22 protein-coding genes are annotated in these 24,828 nt (G+C 60.8%); 18 read left to right on the forward strand and 4 right to left on the reverse strand.

Features of this window, described 5'->3' with window-relative positions:
* Positions 1-32: 32 nt before the first annotated feature.
* The 8 genes from BM438_RS08810 (at position 33) to BM438_RS08845 (ending at position 9,700) form a co-directional block, all read left to right on the forward strand.
* Positions 33-941 (forward strand): TauD/TfdA dioxygenase family protein, encoded by a 909-nt coding sequence (locus tag BM438_RS08810; RefSeq protein WP_093633884.1) that lies wholly within the window; start codon positions 33-35, stop codon positions 939-941.
* Positions 942-1,107: 166 nt separating this feature from the next.
* Positions 1,108-2,649 carry an ABC transporter substrate-binding protein gene (locus BM438_RS08815; protein WP_244179325.1) on the forward strand — a complete coding sequence of 514 codons (1,542 nt, stop codon included), beginning with the start codon at positions 1,108-1,110 and terminating at the stop codon, positions 2,647-2,649.
* 126 nt (positions 2,650-2,775) lie between these two features.
* The gene (locus BM438_RS08820; protein WP_208620630.1) at positions 2,776-3,933 is read left to right on the forward strand and encodes an ABC transporter ATP-binding protein; all 1,158 of its coding nucleotides are present in this window, start codon (positions 2,776-2,778) and stop codon (positions 3,931-3,933) included.
* Positions 3,930-4,934, forward strand: coding sequence for an ABC transporter ATP-binding protein (locus BM438_RS08825; protein WP_093633886.1), 1,005 nt, complete (start codon positions 3,930-3,932; stop codon positions 4,932-4,934). The genes BM438_RS08820 and BM438_RS08825 overlap by 4 nt, the downstream gene beginning before the upstream one ends.
* Positions 4,934-5,875 carry an ABC transporter permease gene (locus BM438_RS08830; protein ID WP_093633887.1) on the forward strand — a complete coding sequence of 314 codons (942 nt, stop codon included), beginning with the start codon at positions 4,934-4,936 and terminating at the stop codon, positions 5,873-5,875. The genes BM438_RS08825 and BM438_RS08830 overlap by 1 nt, the downstream gene beginning before the upstream one ends.
* A gap of 5 nt (positions 5,876-5,880) precedes the next feature.
* A complete protein-coding gene (locus tag BM438_RS08835) occupies positions 5,881-6,762 on the forward strand; it encodes an ABC transporter permease (RefSeq protein WP_093634067.1) in 882 nt (293 codons plus the stop codon).
* A gap of 291 nt (positions 6,763-7,053) precedes the next feature.
* Positions 7,054-8,580, forward strand: coding sequence for an aromatic ring-hydroxylating oxygenase subunit alpha (locus BM438_RS08840; RefSeq protein ID WP_244179300.1), 1,527 nt, complete (start codon positions 7,054-7,056; stop codon positions 8,578-8,580).
* Between the two features lie 19 nt (positions 8,581-8,599).
* Positions 8,600-9,700 carry an FAD-binding oxidoreductase gene (locus tag BM438_RS08845; RefSeq protein WP_093633888.1) on the forward strand — a complete coding sequence of 367 codons (1,101 nt, stop codon included), beginning with the start codon at positions 8,600-8,602 and terminating at the stop codon, positions 9,698-9,700.
* Between the two features lie 224 nt (positions 9,701-9,924).
* Here BM438_RS08845 and BM438_RS08850 read toward each other — a convergent pair whose 3' ends face one another.
* The 3 genes from BM438_RS08850 to mobH are packed head-to-tail and all read right to left on the reverse strand — an operon-like array spanning position 9,925 to position 14,869.
* Positions 9,925-10,623, reverse strand: coding sequence for an IncC plasmid conjugative DNA transfer DtrJ family protein (locus tag BM438_RS08850; protein WP_093633889.1), 699 nt, complete (start codon positions 10,621-10,623; stop codon positions 9,925-9,927).
* Between the two features lie 16 nt (positions 10,624-10,639).
* Positions 10,640-12,787 (reverse strand): type IV conjugative transfer system coupling protein TraD, encoded by a 2,148-nt coding sequence (traD, locus tag BM438_RS08855; protein ID WP_093633890.1) that lies wholly within the window; start codon positions 12,785-12,787, stop codon positions 10,640-10,642.
* A 21-nt stretch (positions 12,788-12,808) separates the two neighbouring features.
* Positions 12,809-14,869 carry a MobH family relaxase gene (gene mobH, locus BM438_RS08860; protein WP_093633891.1) on the reverse strand — a complete coding sequence of 687 codons (2,061 nt, stop codon included), beginning with the start codon at positions 14,867-14,869 and terminating at the stop codon, positions 12,809-12,811.
* Positions 14,870-15,529: 660 nt separating this feature from the next.
* On the opposite strand from mobH, the gene BM438_RS08865 reads away from it, so the two are divergent.
* The 8 genes from BM438_RS08865 to BM438_RS08900 are packed head-to-tail and all read left to right on the forward strand — an operon-like array spanning position 15,530 to position 22,702.
* Positions 15,530-16,033: a lytic transglycosylase domain-containing protein gene (locus BM438_RS08865; RefSeq protein ID WP_244179301.1), complete on the forward strand. Its 504-nt coding sequence runs from the start codon at positions 15,530-15,532 to the stop codon at positions 16,031-16,033.
* Positions 16,030-17,079 (forward strand): TadA family conjugal transfer-associated ATPase, encoded by a 1,050-nt coding sequence (locus BM438_RS08870; protein WP_093633893.1) that lies wholly within the window; start codon positions 16,030-16,032, stop codon positions 17,077-17,079. Before BM438_RS08865 ends, BM438_RS08870 begins: the two co-directional genes overlap by 4 nt.
* Positions 17,072-17,494: a hypothetical protein gene (locus BM438_RS08875; protein WP_093633894.1), complete on the forward strand. Its 423-nt coding sequence runs from the start codon at positions 17,072-17,074 to the stop codon at positions 17,492-17,494. Before BM438_RS08870 ends, BM438_RS08875 begins: the two co-directional genes overlap by 8 nt.
* A gap of 24 nt (positions 17,495-17,518) precedes the next feature.
* Positions 17,519-17,872: a VirB3 family type IV secretion system protein gene (locus BM438_RS08880; RefSeq protein ID WP_244179302.1), complete on the forward strand. Its 354-nt coding sequence runs from the start codon at positions 17,519-17,521 to the stop codon at positions 17,870-17,872.
* Positions 17,866-20,559, forward strand: coding sequence for a VirB4 family type IV secretion system protein (locus tag BM438_RS08885; RefSeq protein WP_093633895.1), 2,694 nt, complete (start codon positions 17,866-17,868; stop codon positions 20,557-20,559). The genes BM438_RS08880 and BM438_RS08885 overlap by 7 nt, the downstream gene beginning before the upstream one ends.
* Positions 20,552-21,355 (forward strand): conjugal transfer protein TrbJ, encoded by an 804-nt coding sequence (locus BM438_RS08890; RefSeq protein ID WP_244179303.1) that lies wholly within the window; start codon positions 20,552-20,554, stop codon positions 21,353-21,355. The genes BM438_RS08885 and BM438_RS08890 overlap by 8 nt, the downstream gene beginning before the upstream one ends.
* A 13-nt stretch (positions 21,356-21,368) precedes the next feature.
* A complete protein-coding gene (locus BM438_RS08895) occupies positions 21,369-21,653 on the forward strand; it encodes a hypothetical protein (protein ID WP_093633896.1) in 285 nt (94 codons plus the stop codon).
* Between the two features lie 20 nt (positions 21,654-21,673).
* Positions 21,674-22,702 (forward strand): type IV secretion system protein, encoded by a 1,029-nt coding sequence (locus BM438_RS08900; RefSeq protein ID WP_093633897.1) that lies wholly within the window; start codon positions 21,674-21,676, stop codon positions 22,700-22,702.
* A 2-nt stretch (positions 22,703-22,704) separates the two neighbouring features.
* Here the strand turns inward: BM438_RS08900 and BM438_RS08905 are convergent, their stop codons facing one another.
* A complete protein-coding gene (locus BM438_RS08905; protein WP_093633898.1) occupies positions 22,705-22,968 on the reverse strand; it encodes a hypothetical protein in 264 nt (87 codons plus the stop codon).
* A 75-nt stretch (positions 22,969-23,043) separates the two neighbouring features.
* On the opposite strand from BM438_RS08905, the gene BM438_RS08910 reads away from it, so the two are divergent.
* Positions 23,044-23,799, forward strand: coding sequence for a VirB8/TrbF family protein (locus BM438_RS08910; protein ID WP_093633899.1), 756 nt, complete (start codon positions 23,044-23,046; stop codon positions 23,797-23,799).
* Positions 23,796-24,827 carry a TrbG/VirB9 family P-type conjugative transfer protein gene (locus BM438_RS08915; protein WP_093633900.1) on the forward strand — a complete coding sequence of 344 codons (1,032 nt, stop codon included), beginning with the start codon at positions 23,796-23,798 and terminating at the stop codon, positions 24,825-24,827. The genes BM438_RS08910 and BM438_RS08915 overlap by 4 nt, the downstream gene beginning before the upstream one ends.
* Position 24,828: the final 1 nt, after the last annotated feature.

Here is a 24,828-nt window from a genome sequence, read left to right on the forward strand (position 1 = left end):
CTTAGGTTAACTTAACGTCTAGGATTGTTTGTATGACCCTATCCTTTGAAAGCACCTCACCGTCGCTCGGAGCCAAGGTATCAGGTGTTGCGTTCGATCAGGTGTTAGACGACGCAGCAGCATCGAGCGAACTCTTTGATGCACTTCGTCAAGCACTTGATCGCCATCTCGTTCTCGTGTTCAACCAATGCGATCTGTCTGCGCAACATATTTTCCGTCTTGCAGCTGGGATCGGCGGTGGCACGCCGTTTGTCAATATAAAGCTACCGGATAATCCCGGCGCGATCCACGTGCCCGATCGACCCGAGATCAAGGTCATTTCAACCGAATTCACGCCGTCGGGACTCCCGCTCGGGGATGCCGGAAATACGCTGGCGCAGGTTTGGCATAACGACGGCGCCGCCGAAGACGTGCCGCCAGGCGTCATTACTTTTAGCGGTAAGCGCACGCCAACGCCCGCACCCGAGACGTCGTGGATGAACATGTACGAAGCCTACGCTCGGCTGCCCGATAAGTTGCGTAACGAATTGGCAGGTCTGAAAGCAATTTATTGGAAAGGCGGAAGATCTCCGTATTTCGAAGACTTCGAGACGCCGCAGACGCAACCGGAAGCGGTACGCCGATCAGGGGTGCGCCATCCGCTTGTCTGTCTACACCCCTCTACTCATCGCCCGTATCTGATGGTACCTATGCACCGAGATACGCTGATTGAAGGTCTTTCGGGTCAGGAAAGTCGAAGAATAATGGATATTCTTTGGGACCATATGTTTGCGCTCGAGTGTAGTTGGAGTTATGGCATCAGCGCAGGCGATGTCGTCATTTGGGACAACATGGCGACCATGCATAGTCGCCAAGGTTGGACTTCAGAAGAAGCACGGACGATGTGGCATTTGGCGAGCCGCGCCCGACGAGCTCCGCTCCCCATTACCGAACTGGCTTGAACACGTTACCTAAGTCGCACCGTCGTGCTGACGATAAGTCGGTGGAACCATAGCGACTTTTGCCGTAAGCACCCGAACGGCTGATGTGGCTCATATCTAATGTTTTAAAGACGTTTCCAATCCACCGCCCGCTTTGCTGGACAATCGAGGATATCGCATCGTGAGTATGACTCGCCGTAACTACCTTAAAATGATGGGTGCCGTTCCGCTGACCGCAATCGCACCGCGCATCGCCCATGCACGATCTCGAACCGATTTGATCATCGCGGTTCAGGACAATCCGCCACAACTCGATCCCCTTAGGATCACGACGAATATTGCATACCGTGTTACGGCGAGCATTTACGACACGTTGATCCGTGTCGATTACCGCAACGGCGACCGCTTGGTACCGGGTCTAGCGACGTCCTGGAAACAGGTCGATCCACTCACCTGGGATGTGGTGATCCGCAAAGGCGTCCACTTCCATGATGGATCGGTGATGACCACCGAAGACGTTGCCTTTACGTTTGGACCGCAACGCATGTTGACCGACGGGCTACCGGGTCAAAGTATATCCCGCCAATTTTTCAGCGGCCTGGATAAGGTGGTTGCCCTCAATGACACCACTGTGCGTTTCGTGAATAAACAGGTTGATCCGCTTTTCCAGTTCAGACTGGCAAACTGGACCAGCCAGATTATCAGCAAGGCTGCGTTCCTGAAGATCGGAAACTGGGACAAATGGGCGCTATCCCCAGTGGCCACTGGCCCCTATCGTGTCGCTGAAGTCAAGGCCGGTGAACAGATTCGATTGGTCGCGCATGACCAATACTGGGGCGGGCAGCCGCCCTACTCTTCGCTGACTTTCAAAGTCATGCCAGAGGCCGCTAGCCGGGTGAACGCGTTGGCCGCCGGTGATGTTCATCTCATCACCGAAGTAACGCCAGACCAGATTGCGACGATTAAGGGACACAAAAATCTCGACGTCGTCGGGGGCGCGATCAACAACATCCGCTGCGTGAGCTACGGCAAGTTTGGTGGCCCACTTAAGGACGTTCGCATTCGCCGGGCACTCAATCTTGCTATCGACCGCAAGGCTATCACCAAACAACTCTTCGCGGACATGGTGGACGTGCCCAGAGGTTTCCAATGGAAATCCTATGGCGACATGTACATCAGTAATTTTCCGATGCCAGCGTTCGATCCCGTCGCGGCAAAGAAGCTCCTGGCCGAAGCCGGCTATTCAGGCGCGCCGATCGAATATCGTATCGTAGCTAACTACTACACGGCTGAACTTGACGTGGCGCAAGCGCTCCAGCAGATGTGGGAGGCCGTCGGCGTCAATATTCAACTCAAGGTGTGCGAGAACTGGGCGCAGGTTTTCGCTCAACCAAATTATGCGATCTTTGATAGTTCGGCCGTCACAATCTATCCCGACGTAATGGGATCGCTTTGGGCCAATTACGGGCCGGATGGCTTTATCCGCTATGAAGCCAAGAGCTGGAGCAACCCCGAGTTCGACGAGATCGGTAAAAGATTGCAAACGATGACCGACCTTCCTGAACGCCGAAGGCTCCACGAGCGGGTGCTGGAGATTTTCGGTGAGATCGACCCGCCAGGGACAGTGCTTTTTGACTCGCCGATGCTGTACGGAAAGCGGCGCGATGTCAGTTTTGTGCCGCTTCGCAGCGCAATGATGGACTTCGGTCCGTTCAACACCCCAGCATAGTCTTATGCTCGCCGGGCATCATGCGTCCAATAGATCGCATGATGCCCATTCGTGAACAAATCCATGAGCCGGGTTTCGAGGTCGATTGAGACTGTCGGTGGCGGTATTACAGCAAGGCGATCCTCCATGATCATCGATCATCACACTGATCCTCATAGCCGCGAAACAGGCAAGCCCTTGGGTTCAGGGACCGCAGACGACGCTGCGCTCGTGTCGCAAGCGTTCGAGCGTGGCGCCTCCATGAATTCGAGCTCTGAAATGATGGTGCGTGACGAAAGCGTCATACCGCTCTTGCAGATCAGGGATCTTCGCCTTCAGCTTCGATCGAAGCGCGGATCCACTGAGATTCTGAGGGGCATCAATCTGGATATCGGCCGTGGCGAAATTCTCGGACTTGTCGGGGAGTCAGGATGCGGGAAAAGTGTTACTTGGCTTGCTGTCCTTCGAGTGCTGGGACAAAAAGCACGCACTACAGGCTCGGTTCTCTTCGAAGGGTCGAACTTACTCGATCTTAAAGAAAGGGACATGACCGCCCTTCGCGGGCGGCGTTTGGCAATGATCGTCCAGGATGCCACTGCCTCTCTCAATCCGATCCACACAATTGGGTTCCAGCTTGCAGAGACACTGGTGTTACATCGCGCCTTAGCATGGAGCACAGCGCGCGTTGAAGCAAAACGGTTGCTCGATCGAGTTCGAATACCGGCTGCCGAGCGACGTCTTGGCCAGTATCCGCACGAGCTTTCTGGGGGAACAAACCAACGCGTGGCAATTGCCATGGCTCTGGCTGGCGAACCGGATCTTCTCATCGCCGACGAACCCACGACTGGGCTGGATGTTACCGTCCAAGCCCAGATTCTGGACTTGCTTAGAGAAATCAGAGGCGAGATGGGCACGTCTATCGTTCTCATCTCTCATGATCTCGGCGTGGTGCGCGAGACCAGCGACCGAATTGCCGTCATGTATGCGGGAAAACTTGTAGAGATGGCGCCATCAGCTGATTTCTGGCACCGGTCGCAACATCCATATACGCGTGGTCTTCTCGCGGCCGCTCCCGATATCGATGAGCCGATCGGACGGTTGCGCGCGATTCCGGGGCACGTTCCCGCTCCGAATGACATCCCACGCGGATGCGCCTTCCAGGCCAGGTGCGCACAAGCATTGCCGAGTTGTTCGGTTACGTCGCCGGCGATCGTGCCTGTTGCGAACGATCATCAGGTTGCCTGTTTTAGGGCTGAGTCCAGCAACGCTGAGACGGCTAAGGTAAAAGAGAACATTTCGGCATGACTTCCTTTCTGAACGTGCAGGGACTGACCAAACATTTCAGTGTCCGTTCCCGGGCAAATCTTTTTTCGCCAAAGGTTCCGTTGAAGGCGGTCGACGACGTGTCTTTCTCCATCAGACGGGGGGAAACGCTTGGCGTCGTTGGCGAGTCGGGATGCGGTAAATCGACGACCGGCCGCCTCGTGCTGGGCATGATGGCGCCAACAAGCGGGTCGATCTTACTCGACGGCATGGCAGTGCAAACGCGCCATGACGCCGTCTGGAGAGCGCAAAGACAAAAAATGCAGATGGTCTACCAGGACCCGCTGTCTTTCCTCGACCGAAGACTCCCGATCGGTCGCCAGGTCATGGAGCCGCTTGTTGTCCATGGCATTGGTTCTGTGGCAGAGCGACGGGAGAAGGTCCATACTTTGATGTCGACCGTCGGACTGCGAACAGACCAGTTTGTAAGCTATCCTCACGAACTCTCCGGGGGGCAGCGGCAGCGCGTGATCCTGGCGCGTGCGCTGGTGCTCGATCCGGATCTTGTGGTGTGCGACGAGCCCGTTTCCGCCCTCGACGTGTCCGTCGGGGCACAGGTGGTCAATCTGCTAAAGGATGTGCAGGCGAGCAGAGGTCTCACCTACCTGTTCATTAGCCACGATTTGAAAATCGTTCGTCAGATTGCCGACAGAGTGATCGTGATGTATCTCGGAAAAATTATGGAAGAGGCTGCGACGGGAGAACTTTTCCGGAACCCACTGCATCCCTATACACAGGCGCTGATGTTGGCTGTCCCGAGCTTGAAACCACAGCCCCCGCGAAGCCTGATTATCCACGGAGATCCGCCAAATCCGATGGAAGTTCCGAGTGGATGCGTATTGCATCCACGCTGCCCACGCGCATCGAAGCTATGTCAAACAACACAGCCAGAGCTACGCGTCATCGCGCCAAGCCGCTCCGTGGCATGTCACCACCCTCAGGATGACATGGCCTCCTTGCGCGCGGCAATGGAGAACACATAATGTTGGGATACATCTCCGCTCGTTGTTTACGTGCGTTAGCGACCCTACTCTTGATCGTGACCGTCACGTTCGTGGTCCTTCGGCTCTCGGGCGATGCGGCCGTAAATATTATCGGCCTCGACGCGTCGAAAGAGGCACTTCGGGAATTTCGCCGAACCTGGGGTCTCGACCAGTCATTGTGGGTTCAGTATGTGAGATACCTGCAAGCAGTCATGGAAGGAAATCTCGGACGCTCGATGCTCGACGGACGAAACGCATTGGATGTCGTTGTGGATCGATTGCCGGCGACGTTGGCGATCACCATTCCCGGCTTTATCCTGCAATTGATGGTCGGCATTCCTGCCGGCGTATTCAGCGCCCTTCGGCGTGACACCTGGCTTGATCGACTGATGATGACTGGTTCAATTGTGGGCTTCACCATGCCGTCATTCGTCCTAGGTCTATTGTTGGTCATGCTGTTCGCCGTCAGATTACATTGGCTTCCCTCCGGAGGCGCGGGCACCATCTATCACATTATCTTGCCCGTGTTGACACTTGGCGTATTCGGTGGCGCAACATTAGCCCGATTCACACGTTCGGCAATCATCGACGTTCTCGGCCAACCGCACGTGCGAGCGGCGAAGCTTAGAGGTATCCCGCGCACGAGAATGGTATTGCTTCATGTAATTCCAAATGCGGCCCTGCCGGTCGTCACCATCATTGGACTCATGCTGGGTGGTTTGGTAGCAGGAGCAGTGGTTGTCGAGAGCGTGTTTTCGTGGCCGGGAATAGGTCGATTGCTCGTCGATTCAGTCGCAAACCGGGATCTTGCCGTCGTGCAAACGATCCTATTGATGATCGGCGCCGCCATGGTTCTCGCCAACTTCGGCGTTGACCTCCTCTACGGGCTACTCGATCCGCGTCTGCGTCACCGGCAAGTCAACAGCACGAGCAAAGGATGAGACAGATGGCTACGATATTGAATTACTCTACGCTGTCCTGGCGTCGGGTAACGCAGGGGTTTTCTCCATCGCTGTTCATTGCGTTTCTGTGGATTGCGGCCATGGGTGTAATCGCACTTTTGGCAAACCACCTCACCCCGTTTGACATAGCGGCAATGGACCTGCGTGAACGCCTGCGCCCTCCCGCTTTCCTTGCTGGAGGAGATTGGATACATCCCCTTGGAACTGACCAGCTCGGCCGAGATACGTTTTCGCGTCTGCTCTCCTCGATCCGCACGAGCATGACGATTGGGCTGATTTCTACATTCATCGCAGCGGCGATCGGGGTCGGACTCGGTTTCCTTGCAGCCCACGGCAGAGGTCGTGTCGAACAAATCATCCTGATGCTGATCGACGCTCAGGCGGCAATTCCATTCATGATCGTCGCGCTCGCCGTCCTGGCTTTTTTTGGTAACAATCTCGTCCTGTTTACCGTGCTACTGGGCTTCTATGGATGGGAGCGCATTGCCCGGCTTTCCCGTGGGCTCGCAATGTCAGCATCAGAGCAGGGCTATACGATTGCGGTACGGGATATCGGTGCTTCACCTGTGCGCCTGTATGCACTGCACATCCTGCCCAATGTAGGCTCCAGCTTGATCGTTGCAATGACGCTCAATCTGCCCGAAGTCATCTTGCTCGAAACAAGCCTGTCATTCCTTGGACTGGGTGTGCAGCCACCGCTATCGAGTCTTGGCAACATGGTCGGAAGTGCGCGTGCTTATATGGAAGGGGCACCTTGGCTAGTTTTCATCCCAAGCGCAGTCATCATGTTAACTGCGCTATCGGTCTCCATCATCGGAGATTGGCTCCGGGATCGGGCTGACCCCATGAGCGACAGTGCTCGATAAGGGTCACCCACGCGATGCCCAGAAAATACATCTAGCGCGCTCCCCGATCTGTAGACGATCGCGGGTTGATGTTGGGATGCGTATCGATAGCAACGATGAAAAAACATGATCGACTTTCTTTGCCAAACCTCTTAAGACTGTCGGCGCCGAACATTCAGTTTCGTCGACATCCAGCCGGTCAGCGTCGGAACTAGTGCTCAATAAAAAGTGTCGCTTTATAAATTTTAATTGAAACAACTCACAAGGTAGTGGCTTTTTTGTCGAGGCCGCCTCAAGGAATAGGCTTGAACTATGTCAAAGATCCCCGACGAGACCGAAACGATCAAAAGCGTTGATACTCCGTACGATTCGTTAAAAGCCACTGAGCAATCGAGCGCAAGCGCTGGACGGACCGTGACGCGCACTGAAGCTTGTTCCGAGCTGAATGCGGGCGTCCAAGAATCTCAAAATCCTCAAAGCGCTCATGACTCGAGCGCAACCGGAAAGAAGCGCGACTCTGTGAATCCTCTGAAGGCCGTTGCAACTGAGCACGCTAACTACTCCTCCGAATCAATCATCACGATGAGAAAACAGGATGTCGTTGCACGCAACGACATGCTGAGGCTTTTGCACGACCGCAGGCCGGGCTTTTCCCTCGAGCAGCCCTTCTACACCGATCCAGAGTTTTTCAAGCTGGACATGGAACTGATCTGGTATCGCGACTGGCTTTTTATTGGCCACGATTGCGAATTGCCGAAGCCTGGCAGCTTCATCACAGTTCAAGTTGGCGCGTATCCAGTTGTCCTGGTGCGCGACCAGCAAGGCAACATCAACGCCTTTCACAATTCGTGTCGCCATCGCGGTAGCCGCATTTGCAAGACAGACAAAGGCACGGCGGCAAAGCTTGTCTGCCCGTACCACCAATGGACCTACGAGCTGGACGGACGCATGCTCTTCGCCCGAAATATGGCCGACGGATTCGATAAAAGCCAGTTCGGCCTGAAGCCTGTCGCTTGCGAAAGCGTTGGCGGATACATTTTCATCTGCCTCGCAAAGGAGCCGGCTGATTTCGCGCCGATGCGGGCGATGATCGAGCCCTACCTGCTGCCGCACCGGCTCAGCGACGCAAAGGTCGCCTTCGAGAGCACGGTCATCGAGAAAGGGAACTGGAAGTTGGTCTGGGAGAACAACAAGGAATGCTATCACTGCGCAGCTAACCATCCCGAGCTATGTAGGACGTTATCGGAGGCGCCGACGTCGAACAGCGCCTATGAGCCCGAGAACGATCCCGAATTGCAGGCACTTTGGGCTAACTGGGAAGCAGCGGGCCTACCGAGCAAGTTCCGCATCGACCCGGCTGGCCAGTACCGTGCCACACGAACACCGCTGCTGCGCGACGCGGTCAGCTTCACCATGACTGGAAAACGTGCGGTCCGGCAGAACTTATCAGACGTCAGCGCCGAGCGCATCGGCACGCTTGCCCTTTACCACTATCCTTCGACGTGGAACCACGTTCTTGGCGATCACGCCGTGACCTTCCGCGTGCTGCCGATCAGTGCTACGGAAACCGCGTTGACGACAAAATGGCTGGTACACAAAGACGCGGTTGAGGGTGTCGACTACGATCTTGACGAACTCACACACGTTTGGGCCCAAACTAACGATCAGGACCGCCGCATTGTCGAAGAAAACGCCTTTGGCATCTTGTCGCCGGCCTACGAGCCAGGTCCCTATTCGGAGCTTTATGAGGGCAGTGTCATTCAGTTCAATGATTGGTATGCGCGCTTTATCGGTTCACGCTTGGCCGAGGGTGGCCAGCCGCTCCGCGGTGCCGTTTAAGAGATTGAGGATGTACGCAATGACTGATCGCAGCCGGTACCTTCATCTTGACGACATGGCACCTTGGAATGACAAGCTTCACGCTCTGGAAGTAATCGACGTGAGAGAAGAGGTTCCGGAGGTGAAAACCTTTACCTTCCGCTCCGACGATGCGACCTGGTTCCGCTTCGAGCCGGGGCAGTTCGTGACTTTAGAGCTGCCCACCGTCGACGGTCCGCTGATGCGTACCTATACGATCTCATCCTCGCCGTCGCGACCATTTTCAATCGCGGTGACAGCTAAGGCGCAGGCAGGCAGCATGGGCACGCGTTGGATGTTCGACCATTTGAAACCGGGCATCCGCGTCAACGCCTACGGACCGACGGGCGACTTCTCCCTGCATAGACATCCGGCCGCAAAGTACCTTTTTATTTCGGCTGGTTCCGGCGTGACGCCGATGATGTCGATGCTGCGTTGGCTGCACGATTGCAGACCTCGGGCCGACGTCTGCTTCGTCAATTGCTCACGGCGACCAGAAGATATCATTTTCCGCAAAGAGCTCGAGTTAATCGGCGGCCATATGCCGCTTCTATCGCTCGGCTTGATGATCGAGGAACGATCGAGCCGTGAAGCCTGGTACGGTCATATGGGCAGGATCGACCAAATACGGCTCCGGCTCCTGGCACCCGACTTTCTCGGACGGGAAATCTTCTGCTGCGGTCCGGACCCCTTCATGCGTGCCGTACGTGCTTTGCTGGAAGCTTCGGGTTTCGATCTAGCTCATTACCATCAAGAGAGCTTTGCCGCTTCCGCTGCGGAGGAACTGCCGGCTCCCTTAGCGTCAACAACAGAGGTTGGCGTCGGAGTCCCCGTTGAAGAAAAAATGCCAGTCCGCTTTTTGCGTTCTGACGTCGATGCCGAAGGTTTTACCGGCCAGACCATCCTGCAGACGGCGCGCGCATTTTCGGTGGGGATCCCTGCGGCCTGTGAATTCGGCGTGTGCGGGACCTGCAAGGTGAAGAAACTCTCAGGCAAGGTCGAGATGCATCATCATGGCGGTATTCTCCCTAACGAGATCGACGACGGCTTTATCCTCGCTTGCTGTTCCAAGCCGCTGTCGGCGCTCGAAATCGAGGCATGATCCGGTCGGATCTAACGTAAGCCGGCGGCGACCCACGCATTGCTTGCTCAACGTCAGTTAGGGACGCGAAATGCTGAAAATATTTTTTTGAAGTTTGCCGAGTCAACTCCGGCCGACAGTTCCACAGCGTTACCAGGTAAGCGAGTCGCGGAATCCACGCAGATGTGGTTCGTTTTGAACCGTACCTGATGTGCCGGCCAAAGTACAGGGCGACAGATTGCGGTCTACATGTACTTCTTGAAGTACTTCGCCATGTTCCATACCGCGATCACAATCATGATCGACACCGGCCAGAACAGCAGCCAGATCGGCAGCCGTACCGGCGCGACGAGCCAGACGACTGCGGTCAACGGGATCACGCCGAACGTCAGGAAGCGCTTCGCGTGATGGTAACGGGTCGCCGACTCGTATCCGCCCTGCGTGCGCCTCACGTGTCGCGCCGCCAGACCGTCGGCCACGGCAACAGCGATCGCGAGCAGGAACTGCGGAATCGTCATCGCGAGCATCGTGATGCGAACGCCGAAGAGCTTGACACCGTACATCGCCACCATGAGCGCCTCGCGCGTCGCTTCGGAAAACGCCGGCCTCAGGTACGAACCCAAACCATGCGAAGGCTGGACGCCTGCCTGCCAGGCCCGCGCCGACGCATCGACGCCGGTCCAGCCGAACCAGCCCCAGTACGCGGCGTCCGCCGCCCACGCAGCCAGCCCGGGATCGGTCGTCTCGCTCAGGTAATTGCGAAGCAGCGCCTGCATCCCACCCACCGGGTCATCGTGCCAAAGCGTGTGCGCCGCGGCGAGATCCGCCAGCACCGCGAGGATGCTGGCGAGCAGCAGCCAGAGGACAACGTGGATAGCCAGATCGACGATCCAGAAGAAAGACTTCACACCATCGGCATTACCGTCGCGCGTTTTCGCCGCCATGGTCGCTCGTCTATCGTCAGAACCCGGCACCCTTGCCCTGCACCGTCCATGGTCCAGAGATCGGTGCGGGCGTACCGGCATCCGCGTCGACCGGCATGAAGCTGCCTACGGCGCCGCCAATAGCATCGGGCGACACACCTCCTGCCTCGTCGAACGGCGACACCGCCTGGACATAGGACGCATAGCGGGACCGCATGTCCGCGACCACATCGTCCAGCCCCGGCAGCATGATCGGGTCATGCGCGTCGAGCAGCGGCAGCCGCACCTTGACCAGCTGGCCTCCCTCGATGAGCGCGAACGCCTGGCCCTTCGGCAACTGCGTCAGATCAGATGCCTGCAGCATCGGTACCTGTCGTGCCGAGATCTGGTCGTGTGTCTGTGCCGTGAAATGCACGCCCTCGCCGCGCCTCACCGCATCCGTCGCGGACGACGCAAGCGTCAGTGATTTCACATCGACCATCGGGAGCTGGTCGGTCAGAATCTTCGCGGTCGTGACGTACTTCACCCGCAGCATCACGACCGTATTGAAGTTCCCGAAAATCTGCTCGGCCTTCGCCCGTGAGCCGATCTTCGCTTCAAGATCAGCGCTCGTCTGTGTGTAGGCGGTGACCTGATATCCGGCGCCGCCCGCCTTGTTGACCAACGGCACGAATTCGTCGCCGACCAGTTCGTTGAACTCGTCCGCATGGATCGAAACACGCCGCCGGCCGCCTGCCGTGCTTTGCCCATAGCCATGCCCGTACTTGTAGATGCGGCCCGCGGTCGACGTCAGATCCGCGAACATCGCATTGCCGACCACGCCAGCCACCTCGAAATCCGACAACGCGTCCAGTCCGACATACACAATCCCGCCGCGATCCATCACGCGATTCCAGTCGAACACGGGACGCGGATCGTGGGGATCATCATAGTCGGGCGACAGGAGTTCCGAAGTGCGACCTGTGGTGAGCTTTTCCAGGAGCGGATATAGCGACGACACGAGCTTGTCGAAATACGAGCGTTCGTTGCTGATGACCGACAGCAGGCCATTGGCGATCGGATCGGTCCAGCCCTGCTGCCGGATCAGGTTCGCCACCTGCAGCACCTCCTGGTTGCGCTGCAGGCGCATCGCCTGCTTCGCCTCTTCCTTGTCCAGCGGCTTGAGCCCGTCCTCCCATCCCGGGTAATCACGATCGAGCCAGAAGCGAAAGTAGCGTAACGCAAGGCCGTCGATGTTCACCGCGTTCCGGTAAATCATCTCGTAGGTTGGGCGGATCCCGAGCGCACTCATCGCCCGCGCCATCACGTTCACGAAACGCCAGACGAAGTCGCGGAACGCCGCCGACTGGCCCTCCTTCGGCAGATTGCCAGCAATACGTGTCGCAACCTCCGTGATCCGCGAATACGTGCCGATCGGGCTATAGCGCGCCGACCTGTCGGGATAGCCGAGGTGGAAGAACGTGAACTCGCTCTCCCGCCCGCAACGTTTCGCTTCCGCATACATGCGCAGCAACAGGTCGACGTCGCCCTTCGGATCGAAGACGATCACGACATCACCGCGGCGGATGTCCTGGGCCACCAGCATCTCGCACAGGCGGGTCTTGCCCACGCGCGTCGTTCCAAGCACCGCCATGTGTCCCACACGCTCGGCCATGTCGAACCAGATGTCCCGCTCGTCCGGTTCGACGCCATGCAGCGCGGGGTCTCCTCCGACCGGCGGCAGCGGCGCGACGGGATTCCACCGTGCCTCACGGCGGGTCACATGTGCGATCCAGCTGTCGGGATACCGGCGCTCATGGTCCCGCGCCCGGTCGTACAGGTCATTGCGGGCAAGCAGCCGGCGATTTTCGGGAAAACGGGCCTGATAGAGCCGCTGCGTGTGAATAACGCTCCAGCGAAAGCCGCGTCCGAGGAACACCTCCTTCGCGGAGCACGGAATGTCGGCTGCGGGGATCACGTACTGCGGCAAGCGGCGAAGATTGCGCTGGAAGCGGATCAGCCGCCACGCCTGTCGCCCGCGAACGTAGGCGAGTGACAGCAGCGCGAGGGTCGTGACGCCGCCCGTCGCGGGCGTGATGAGAAAGAGTGCCGGGTGGGACCAGAGGATGCCGGTCGCAGCGAGCGCCCCAACGGAGGACAGCAGTTCGACGGGCCTGCGAAAGAAGTTCTCGACCGGATACGCCATCGCCGTCGCCCCGGTGCCTCGTTACGCCTCAGACGACTGAGACGACCGAGGTGAATCGGCGTCTTGCGCTACGACCGCCTTCTGCTTCGACTGGATCATCGCGTTCGGCGGCGGCACGGGACTGAAGAATCGCTCAGGCTCCGGAACGAGCATCACGGATAACTGACGGCCGCCGGCGCCCTTGATGGTGTAGTGGAGCAGATAGGAGCGCCCCGCGCCGCCCGCGTCGGCGGTCACCGGATAGCCGGACTTCTGGAAATCACGCTGGACCTGCTTCCACGGTTCCGGGGTTGCTTCATCTTCCGCCAGCGTCTGTTCGATCGCGTCGGGATGAGCCTGCGCGAAATCGCGGAAGATCGCGGGAGTCACCAGCAGCATACCCTCCGGCACAAAATGTACACGGGCCATCGATTCGTTGTACGGTAACCCGCCATTGGCAACCCCCTCCTGCACCCAGGCCATGAACCGTTCGGCATTTGGCCGCGGCTGCCGGGCACCCGCCCGGGCGGCAATGGATCGCGACGGAACCCGCGCCTTCTCGCGCGGGCGAACCGGGGCGCTCACCAGATCCGGTACGGGTGCAGGATCTCTTCTCCCGTCGCGATCAACGATTTCATCGTTCAGCACGGCGGCGCTCTCTGCGTCTGGCAGATAAGCGTGCTCACGGTCGTTCATGGACAGCGTGCCGGCATCGAACGCAGCGCTCTCCTGCGGGTCGGGCAAGTCATCGGCCGCGACTGGCGACGACGTTTGCGGGCCAGGCTCTGCGTGTGCGTCCGTCACGCCCTCATCAATGAACTCGACACATTCAGCTGTCGGGTTCGGCGCAGCGCCCACTTCGATAACCTGAACCGAGCCCGCCGGTAGCGCACGCGGATAGCGAGCCGGATCGGCGTAGAGTCGATCGAGCGGAAAGCGCAGGACCGTGAACGTTTGCTGCCATGCACCAATCGTCACTGTGATGGTCCAGATGGCGCCGCCTTCCGGCGTCGGCACCAGCGCACCGTATTCCTGCCACGTGTCGAAGAGCCGGTTGTTGTCCGACGGGATGCCCGCCGCGCCGCGTTGTTGCTCTTCATGCGACGCGACGTAAGTGCGGACAGCCTCGGCCAGCGTTTTCGCCACGCACCACAGCGATTCGCCGTCGCAATAGCCGGTGGCTCCCGCACGGTTAAGCGGCACGCCGCCCTCGGCCAGAAGCCGTCGCAGCCCTTCCATCAACCGCTCGATCAACGGAACCGCGCGCGCCGTCGCAAACCGCGTACGGGGACCGGCGAGCAGGTTTTCCGCAACCGAGCGGCGATCCGCATCGCCGACGATCTTCGCCAGCGCGCTGTCTTTCGACTTTGCGTCACCGGATAGATAGGCCGCCAGTTCATGCAGCACCGGCGGATACTGGGCCAGCCAGATCAATGACGCCGGTGGCACGACGCGCTGCAGCAGCACGATGGCAAGACGCGAATGGGCGCCGTAATCGCGCTCGCCAGGCGCCGGGAAATCCACGCGATACCACTCGCCACCCTGCCCGTTCATGCTGCCGGCCAGCGGCACCCAGGGACGGAGTTCCTGCCCGCTCGCCAGTTCGACCTTCAGGTCCGCGAGCGGCTTGCCGATGTCGTGCAGCAGCGCGCCGACCAGGACCGCATAACTGCACCGCGCTCCGTGCTGCATCTGGTCTTCGGGACTCGCCCCCAGCGGCAGCCGGTACCCCTCACGGAAATGCAGCGCATAGCGCGCCACCTCGAGCAGGTGAATCAGCAGGCCGCCCGGTTGCGCGTGATGATGCGATTCCGATGCGGGCAGGAGCTGCACGAATTCCGTGAGCCGCTGCAGCAACGGTTCGAGGTCGCGCTTCTCGCTGTCGAAAGACAGACCCAGACTGCTGGCGATACGCCGGACTGTCCCCTCAACACCGGTTCGCTGAATCAGCTCACGGTATCCCAGTACCGGCAGGTATTGCGGCGAAGGCGGCACGCTGCGCCTGACAGGCTGCGCGGGCGGTGCAGCCGGCGGCAGCGGCGGAGTCGCATGCACCGTCGCTTGTTGCAACTTCAACCAGTCAAGGGCATTGGCAAAAGCCATGTGGGGTTTCCGGCTGAACGGGAGAACGGGATCAGCCTCGGTCGTGAGGCCTGGCGAAAGGTCGCCGTGGTTGAACGGTACGCATCGCGCTGCTGGAACCGACGCAAATAACTGCACGACGGGATGCCGCACCGCGCAGTCATAGTGCTCAACAGATGGCCTCACTTGCGGGCCGCCGGTCGGTCCTTTCCCAGCCTTCTGCGGCAAGGGCCGCAGCGTTTTTCTCTCTTGCAGCAGAACCCCTTTTTTGCCCTTCGCCGTTTGCGCCTTTGAGCGGGTGATGCGATTCATCCCAGCATCACCTGCGGCCTTTGGATTGGGCCCTTCCCTTTACGCGTCCTTCCTTCCCCTTGCCTTTCCAGCTTTCTCCCGACGCCTTTATCCCGCACTGGACAGCATGCGGGCTTTCAGCTCCGTTCATTGGCCCCGTCAAAAAATGACGGCGCGAGCCGCTGCGCTTCGGTGCAGGCATTCCGGCGATACCTGCACCTGCGCTGCCTACAGTGAAGCCGTCAGTCCTCCCCCCTGGACTGACGCGCGCTGTTGACCTGCCGGGCTGCGCCCCGCTCCCGGCAGGTTCTTTTTCGCAGATTCTTTTTCGTAGCTTCTGTTTCCTTCAGGCAGCCCCAACCGGATGAGGTCAACGTGAAGCGGGTCCCGATGATCCCCTTGTTTGCATTCCTCGTTGCAGCGACGAGCCGCGGCGACTGCCTCGACGATGCCGCGCGGTTCCATCACGTCAACGTCCAGCTGGTACGCGCGGTCGCCACCGTCGAATCGGGACAGCGCGCGAGTGTCGTCCATCTGAATGATGACGGCACCACCGACATTGGGCTGATGCAGATCAACAGCCGGTGGCTCGTGACGCTCTCGCGCTTCGGCGTCTCGCGCGCAGGCCTTCATGACGGCTGCACCAATGCCTATGTCGGCGCATGGATCCTGTCGCAGAACATCCGTCGGCTCGGACTCACGTGGGATGCCATCGGTGCGTACAACGCTGGCACACGCGAGAAGCGCATTGCCTATGCGCGACGCGTCTACCGCGAACTGCGCCTGGCTCCGGCACCAGTGGCTCAGCCTCAGCAAGCCGTGCCGGCCAGGCATTCCAGCTCGAACTTCATTGCCCGGCTTTTTGAACCCATCGCATGGGGGAACGGGCAATGAGCCGGCTCACGTACGAATACGCGATCGAGGTACTGAACGACTACCTCGGCCCGCTGCAACCGATGCTCGCCGATCCCGACGTGCAGGAAATCATGATCAACCGCGCGGACACCATTTTCGTCGAGCGCAACGGCATCATCTCGTTTGTGGCCGGGTGCGACCTGAATCCTGACGCGCTCGATCGCGCGATCACGATTCTCGCCAACGTCAATGCGAAGGCGCAGACCCCACTGCTCGATGCGCGGCTGCCCGGCCTTCGTCTTGCCGCAGCCCGCCAGCCGGTCGCCATTCACGGCGATATGCTGTCGATCCGAAAGCACGCGCGCCGCCACATCGGTCTGGCCGACTACGAGCGCAGTGGCGCGTTTGACGTACTGCCTGCCGCGCAGCGCTCTTTCTCCCGGCGCCGCAATGCCGTGCTGCTCGACCGGCTGTCAGGCGGTGGTGCGGCGTTGTGCGAGTTCTTCCAGTGGGTCATGCGTGAGCGGATCAATGTCGCATTTTCGGGCGGCACTTCGTCCGGCAAGACCACGTTGCTCAACGCGATGATCGATGCGATACCGGCAAGCGACCGGATCGTCACCATCGAGGATACAGCGGAGCTGCAGGTCCACGCGCCGAACTACGTGGGCCTGGAAACCAACCTCGGCATCACCATCCGCGATCTCGTGCGCTTCTCGCTGCGCATCCGCCCCGACCGGATCATCGTCGGCGAAGTGCGCGGCGCTGAAGCCTTCGACCTGATGGAAGCACTCAATACGGGACACCCCGGCTCCATCGTTTCGTTTCACGCTGACTCGGCTGACACGGCACCCGCGCGACTCGAATCGCTCATCCGCATGAGTGACGAGGGGCCGCTCATGACCATCACCGACCTGCGCCAGAAGATTGCCTCGACGTTCCGGTTCTTCGTGCATGCCGAGCGGCAGGGCGCGATACGCGGCCCCGTCGAAATCCGTGAAGTGCTCGGCGTCGAGCACGACCGTTACCACACGCGCTGTCTCTTTTCCCGCTACGCCGATGTCGAGGAGGCAGCCCATGCCTGAAACAACCCATACCTCCCGGGGCGTGATTGCCATGCGCCGCGCGGTCTCCACTGCCGTCGGCTGGTGTCGCGCAGTTCGCACAGCGTGGCGAAGTCTTGTGCTGCTCCATGAACGTCCCATCCGCGGAGTCCTCACTGCGTTGTGGCTTGGCTCGATCCCGGTTATCGCTCATGCGGGCATCTGGAACGGTGGCCTGTGCACCGTCTATCAGGACGTGCTCGACAACGAGCTGCTGGAAGTCGTGTCCCTCTCCGCACTGGTCGGCTCGATCGTGCTGTGGCTGCTCGACGATGGTCGCAGCAACATCAAGACGCACGTACTGCGCGGGGTGCTCGGCACGCTTGCGATTCTCAACATGCCGCTGCTGTGGGCACAGGTCTTCAACCATGGCGCGGCCTGCACCGGCACGCTCTGACGGACACCTCTGAGGACACACGCAATGGACGCACAGCACGCCGATCAACGCGCGGACAGCGAACCGGACAATCCGCTCGCGGCACGCATCCGCAAGACGATGCTCGAACAGTTCCTGCTGCTCGGCATCGACCGTCGCTGGTGCATCGCACAGGGTGCCATCGTGATCACGTTTGCCGCCGGTATGCGCAACGCGTGGGTGCTGCTCGCGGTGCTGGTGACGCACCCGGTGCTGTGGCTTGCCGTGCGGCGCGATCCGGACCAGATCCGCTGCTACACCAGATACAGCCGCCAGGGCGATTACTACGAACCGCGCCATCTCCTGCGCCAGAAGGTCAACGCGCGCCCGAAAGGCTTTGCGCGAGGGTTGCCATGCTGAAGTCCGCCTTTGCACGCTCCCCGTTCGACAGCGAATCGCTGGCCCGCGTTGCACGACGCACTGATGGCGATCGGCGCTCCACCGCCGAACTGGTGCCGTGGCTCTTCCGCTTTAGCGACGCGCTCGTCGTCAACAAGGACTCGGCGTTGATGGCGACGTACGCGTTTTCAGGACCCGACGCCGATGCGCTGTCGACGGGCCACATCCTCGAGCTGATGGACAACCTTGTCACGTCCCTGCGCGACACGGCGCGCCGTCCGGTCACGATGTGGTGGACCGTCCACCGCCGGCGCAGCGCGCAGTATCTCAGCGCACCGATGCCGGATCCGGTTTCACAGCAGGTGGACGACGCCCGACGGGCAACGTTCGAGCAGGCTGCGAACTATACAAACCGTCACTACGTGACCTTCACGCTGGCGCCCGAGGTCGGCATCGATCGCTTCGCGGGCAAGGTCACGCACGGGATGACGCGCGACGGGCTTCCCGTCGCCCGGTCGCTGATGCAGGCCGTGCGCGGCACGTTCTCGGACCAGTACCTGTTCGCGTACACCGCCTCGGAACTTGCGACCGTCGTCGAAACGTTCGAGCACATCCTGTTTGGCTTCGTGGCCGGCAACCCGCGCCTCGCCTGCCGACGGCTGTCCGGCGACCGGTTGGGTGCCTTCATGCACGCCTGCGGCTCGCCCGCCAGCGATCATCTGCAGGCCGTGCCGGTCCCCGACATTCCTGCGCTCGACGTCGCCATGTGCGATAGCGAAGTGCGGCCCGGCCACGACTACCTCCATTTCTACGCTGGCGGCCGCCAGCGCTTCGGGATCGCAGCAGGCATTCCAGGCCGCCGTGACTTCTGGCCGGACAGCGTTCTGCCGACCAGTCTCGACGGCCTGCTCAAGGTACCGGGCGAGGTAACCATCAGTCACTGTTTCCGGGTCACATCCCCTTCTGCCGCGATGCGCTTCATCGACGGCGTGCGCCGCTATCACGAAGGACGCCGGCTCGATACGCGATCGCTCCTTGCCGCCGCCCTGCGCGGCGGCGACATGTCTGGTGCGCGGCAGAACCAGGCACGTTCGGACGCAGCCGACGAAGCCAACCGCCGCGCTGGCAAAGTCGAGATGGCTGAAGAGCTGTACGGGTACTACAACCTGTCCGTGCTGTCGTACTCGCCAGTATTCGAGACAGGGCCGTTCGATGATGGCCACACCGCTGACGCGGCATGGACCCAGGCCGCGGCCACCCACAAGGCGGTTGAGGAAGCGCTGCGCGCAGCGCATTTCACGCCGTTGCGCGAGACCCTTCACGCCCTTTCTGCATTCGCAACCACGATTCCCGGCATGTGGCGCGAATGTGCCCGATGGTCGTTCATCGACACGGAAGCCCTGGCCCGCCTGCTGCCCCTGCGCGGTGTCTCGGACGGCCATCGCATCAACGCGCATCTGACAAAGGAAACCGGCGTGCTTTGTCCCGCGCTGGCTGCGTTCCCAACGGAGTTCGGCACACCCTACTGGTTTACCGGCTTCCTGGGTGATGTCGGGCACATGCTGGTATGTGGGCGCACCGGCTTCGGCAAGACGATCTTCATGCTGCTGTGCGCGACGCTCTTTCGCAAGTATCCGAACGCCCGGCTCTATGGCTTCGACAAGGATCTGTCGATGCGCATCCCGACCATCCTGCAGGGTGGTCGCTACATGCAGTTCGACAGCGAGCCGGGAGACGTCCACAGCGACGAGCGTGCGCAGATGAATCCGCTGGTGCTCCTGGCCGACCCGCGACATCTCGAATTCCTCGTCGAATGGGTCGTACTGCTCGTGCAGCAACGCGGCACGTATCGCGTGAGCGCCGGCGACCGGCGCGAGCTGGAAACGGCATTCGCCGCGGTTCGCAGCCGGGGCAGCCGCACCGACCGGCGGCTCTGGCGACTGCGCACGGTCCACGCGTCATTGCCAGCCGGGCCGCTCGCGGACGAACTGGCGCTGTGGGTCGGCGGGGCCGTGCACGCCCACTACTTCGACAACGTCGACGACAGCTTCGATGACGCGCACTGGGTCTCGATGGCAACCGACCGGATTCTCGCGAGCCCGGTGATCGCACGGCCATTCCTGTCGTACGTCACCTACCGCATCCAGGATTCGCTCGAGCAGCGACGCGCGAACGGCGTGATCGGCCCGACGCTCGTGATGCTGCCCGAGATCTGGAATCTGCTTGACGATGAATCGTTCGCGAGGCAGATCGGCAACTGGATCGTCACGATGCGCAAGAAGCTCGGCTGCGTATGGATGGATGCCCAATCGCCCGAGCAGGTGTCGTCCTCGTCCGTCTGGCCGCAGATCCGCGACAACGTACTCGTGCGCGTGTTTGTGCCCGTCGAGAACTTTACCCCTTCCGCGAAGACCGCCTACCAGCGCGATTTCGGCCTGTCCGACGGTCAGATCCGCACGATCCAGAAGCTCGTCGCAAAGCGCGACTACTTCATCGCCGAACAGGGTGGCGCGTCGCGCCGCATTTCGGTGCCGCTTGATCCCCGCTCAATAGCAATCCTGCGCTCGGAAATGAGCGCCCAGATCGTCTTCGACCGGCATCTGCATTCGGGTTATCCGGACTGGAAGGAACGGTACACCGACGAAGCCGCAGCGCAGGCGCGCGGCGATGCAATGCCCGCGCCCGCGCCGGAGGCCGGCCATGCGTAACGCCCTGCCCGGCCGCATCGGCGCACCGTTGGTCATTGGTCTACTTGTGCACGTCGGTGCTGCCCGGGCCGGTGGCGGCATGACCGGCGGCGCCACGGAGATCACGCAACTCCTGAATCACGCGGAACTGGCTTCGTCCGTTTCGCAGCAGGCGCAGATGGTCGAACAGAATGTCCAGGCGCAGATCACGCGCCTGCAGCAGTATGTGACGATGGTCCAGAACCTGAAGCAGGTGCCGGCTTCTCTCATCGACCAGACGATCGCCCCCTACCGCACACAGATGGCAAATTTCCAGTCGCTGTCGACAGCGATCACGCAGCTGCAGCAGGCGGCGAACGCCACGAGTGGCCTGTTCGGTCGCAGCCTGTCGGAGATGAACTCGACCGGCATGTCACCGGCGCAGTGGCTGTCGGCCTACACGTCGCTTGCCTCGATGCGTGGCGGGATCTACCAGCAGCAGCTCACGCAGGACATGCAGAACCTGAACACGCTCGCCGCTCGCGCGGAGAACCTGCAGCAGATCCAGTCCCAGATTCCAAATGTCACCGGCGCCGTACAAGGGCTGCAGATGCTGAACCAGCAGTCGAACGTGCTTGCCGGCGAAATGGTGGACCTGCACGCGCTCATGCAGCGCCAGGTCGCGCAGCAGATGCAGGACCGCGCCGGCGAGGCACAGGCCCAGGGCAATGCCGCGCAACTCGCCGCTGCGCGGGCCGCAGCGATGGGCCGGGTCAACCAGCAGGAACAGCAGACGACGCAGGGCGCGCCGGACTTCGATCTGCTGCAGAACCCGTGACGCGGAGGCGACGATGCTGCTGCGCTGGCTGATCCGCTCGCTGTGCATGACACCTGCCGAACTGCGGCTCGTCCTCGGGGGGGTACGCGCGTACCGTGACCACCGTCAGACCATCGACGAGGAACGAGACGCGCAGTGGCGCTTCGACCGGCGGATCACGCGCAATACCCGCCTGTCCCTGCTCACAGGACTCCTGATCGTGCAGATTGACAGCCCGCAGGTCTTTGCGGCCGGCTGGTTCGCTCTGCCGCTCGCTGCACTGCTGGCTATGGTTCGCCTCGCCGGCGGTCTGCGCTAAACGGATGTGGAATCTGAGTCATGAACGACGTCATCTCGGTCCTCAACACACTATTCGCGACGATGCAGGCGAAAGGAGGCAGCCTGCAGACGCTATTCCTGTCCGACGGTCTGGACCTGCTCGCAGCGCTCGGCCTGATCATCGCGACCTGGCACGTGTTCCTGTGGCTGCTCGAGGGCGACTTCCCCGGCTTCTTCGCGAACCTGTTTCGCCACCTGATCAGGTGCGCGGTCATCCTGGTGCTGCTCACCGCGTGGAGCACCACGGTTCATAGCTATTTCGTCGACAACATGCAGACGATGGCCTCACGCGTGTCCGGCGGCGACGGCAATCCTGGCGATCTGCTGCGTGCGCTCGTCAATGCCGCCTCGACCATCATGCAGGGCGTGCGCACCGAAGCCGCCCAGGTGTGCGAGGAGGTGCCCGATGCCACGCCCGAAGGCGTCGTGATTCCGAACACCGAACATCAGGAATGCGGTGCGACGAGTGACGCAGGGGCGAACTCGGCGGGCGTGAGTTCGATCTGGACGCTCGTCAGGAACCTGCCGCTGATCCTGCTCGCGTTCCTCGCGAAAGCGCTGGCGATCATCGCGATCACGCTCATGACGTTGATCTTCGTCGTGGTTGTGCAGTTCGGCTCGTTCCTGCTCGACATTGCCTTCTGTCTCGGACCGGTCCTGATCCCATGGTATGTGCTGCCTGTCGCTGAATTCCTCTTCGATGGCTGGCTCAGGTTCACGATCTCCGCAGGCCTCTTCAAGGTGGTGGCCTGGCTGATGATGGCGATCGTCGACAGCGGCGTGCTGCCCGGCATCCAGAGCCTCGTGCAGCAGACCGCGACGCAGAGCGGCACAAACAGTGACGCGTACTACGCGACGAACTACCTTGCGATGCTCGCGCTTGCGCTCGTCTGCGGCGTAGGGGCTTTCATGATGTGGCAGGTGCCGGAAATCGCCAGAGCACTAGTTACCGGTGGCGGAGGCGGCGGAGTTAAAGGCTTTGGAAAGGGCGCTATCGGTCGTCAGATAACGCCAGGGATTTTCAAGTGAGGTCAGTGATGGTGATCCTGTTGATGCGATGCGTAGTACGACGCCCATTCTTGCTCCTGCAGATACCGGGCCTCTTCGTCGACGCGTTGCGCCTCTGCACGCTCGCTTGGCGTCGTTCTGATCCACGACCAGATGATGAACACCATTGCGCCTGCGAGCACCATCGCGACGCCGAAATGCTGCGCGCCGACCTGATACAGGACGAACGCGGCAAACAGGAAAACTGGCAGCACGAAATACAGCAGGATGATCCTCAGTCTGGCCATGGCTGCACCCTCGCAGCAAGTGAACTGGGTTTCAGTCTAGCACCGCACGCGCGGGCCTGCGCGCAGGCATGAGCAATGGATGAACAGATGCCACCGTCGCGTCCGTCCCACTCAGACCCGGCCGCCCCTGCCGGCACTGATCTCTTCGCGCCGCCCAACACCGGAGAAGCCGTGGCCGCATGGTTCGCTGCGTTTCAGCGGCCTGTGTGGGAAAAGCGCCTCGCCATCAAGGTCGCCGCCGCCTTCGCGCTGATCGCAGCCGGCGAATGCGCAGCACTGATCGTCCAGAGCGCGCATAGTGGTCTGCGTCCGTATTTTGTCGAGCATGACGAAAAGAGCGGCGCGGTGTGGGTCTCGGACCGTTACGCCGAAACGTATTCAGTGACCGCGGCCAACAGGCGCTATTTCCTGGTGAAATGGGCCTCACGCGTGTTCACGATCGAGGCCGACAGCCAGGACACGCTCACGCGTCAGATCCCCGCTGCGTTCGGCTGGACATCGGGCGCGGCGACGCGGGAGCTCGAAACCTGGATCACGGTGACCGATCCCGTCGCGCAGCGTGTCGTGCAGACGCCGGGGCTCACCCGTGAATTCGTCGAGAACTCCACCTCGTTCTCGCCCGATGGCCAGGTCGCGTACCTGATCTTCACACTGGTCGAGAGCGTGAACGGCAAACCATCGCGACCGAAACAGATGCTGCTCACGATCAGCTTCCTGCTCGCACCCGAGACCCTGAAGCCCGGCGAAGAGAAGGACAACCCGATCGGCCTGCGTATCACCCATTTCAGTCTCACGCCCTATCTCGGCGTCAATCCTGGAGCAGCGCAATGAACGTCATTGCATCCGTCACATGCGTCGCGATGCTGCTCGGTGCCAGCATGGCGACGGCCAACGGGCAATCCGCGTCGTCAGCCCCGCCTGCTGCCTCGCCGCTGCCGCCGGGCATACCCTCCATGGCACAGAAGCGGCCGGACGCGGCCCCTCCACATCCTGCTCCCTCGTCCTCCCGACACCGCCGGCACGCGGCGGCGCATGCGGCGATCAATGGTCCCTACCCCGCGCCTGATGACGCGTCGCTCGTCGTATACGACTACGACCCGGACTACTCGTACCCCGTGCCCGTGCGGACCAGCCAGGAAACGCATCTGGTGTTCGGACCAGACGAGGAAGTGGTGGGCGTCTATCTGTCGGATACCGGCAAGCGCTGGCTTGAGCACACCGCTCTGACGAAGCGGGATGTATTTATCGAGGCGCGCCTGCCCGGACTCGATAATGCCGCCACCATCATCACGTCCCGCCGGCGCTACGAACTCGACTTGCGATCGTCCGATGACGGCAAGGTCTACCACCGGGTCTCGTGGCATTACCTCGATGCCAATGCACAGAAAACAGGAGGACAGGCCTCGCCGTTTGGCATCGAATACCCGGGTAACGTGCCCACGAGCAACGCTGCCGCGCGGCCGGACCGCGCGACGCCCGAAGGGCAGCCGGCATCGGACACGGCGGGGCCGGACGGCCCTCACATTGCGCTCGATCACGCGAACTTCGACTACCGCGTCGAGGGCAAAGCGCCGTTCGCGCCCGTGATCGTATTCGACGACGGGCGGTTCACGTACCTCCAGCTTCCGCATCAGGCCGAACTGCCCGCCATCCTGCTGATGGACGACAAGGGGGAAGCTGAGATCGCGAGCTTCGTTCCGCTTGGCAACGACTTCTACGAGGTGCAGCAGACCGTTCCGTATGGGTTGCTGCTGAAGCGCGGCAAGGAGCGGGTCCGGATCTTCAACGGTCAGGGCAAAGGCTGCGGGCTCTTCGGCTGCGATGCAGCGCGCATGACGAATGTCTATGGGAAGCCGTGAT

The sequence above is a fragment of the Paraburkholderia aspalathi genome, assembly GCF_900116445.1.
Lineage (GTDB): Bacteria > Pseudomonadota > Gammaproteobacteria > Burkholderiales > Burkholderiaceae > Paraburkholderia > Paraburkholderia aspalathi.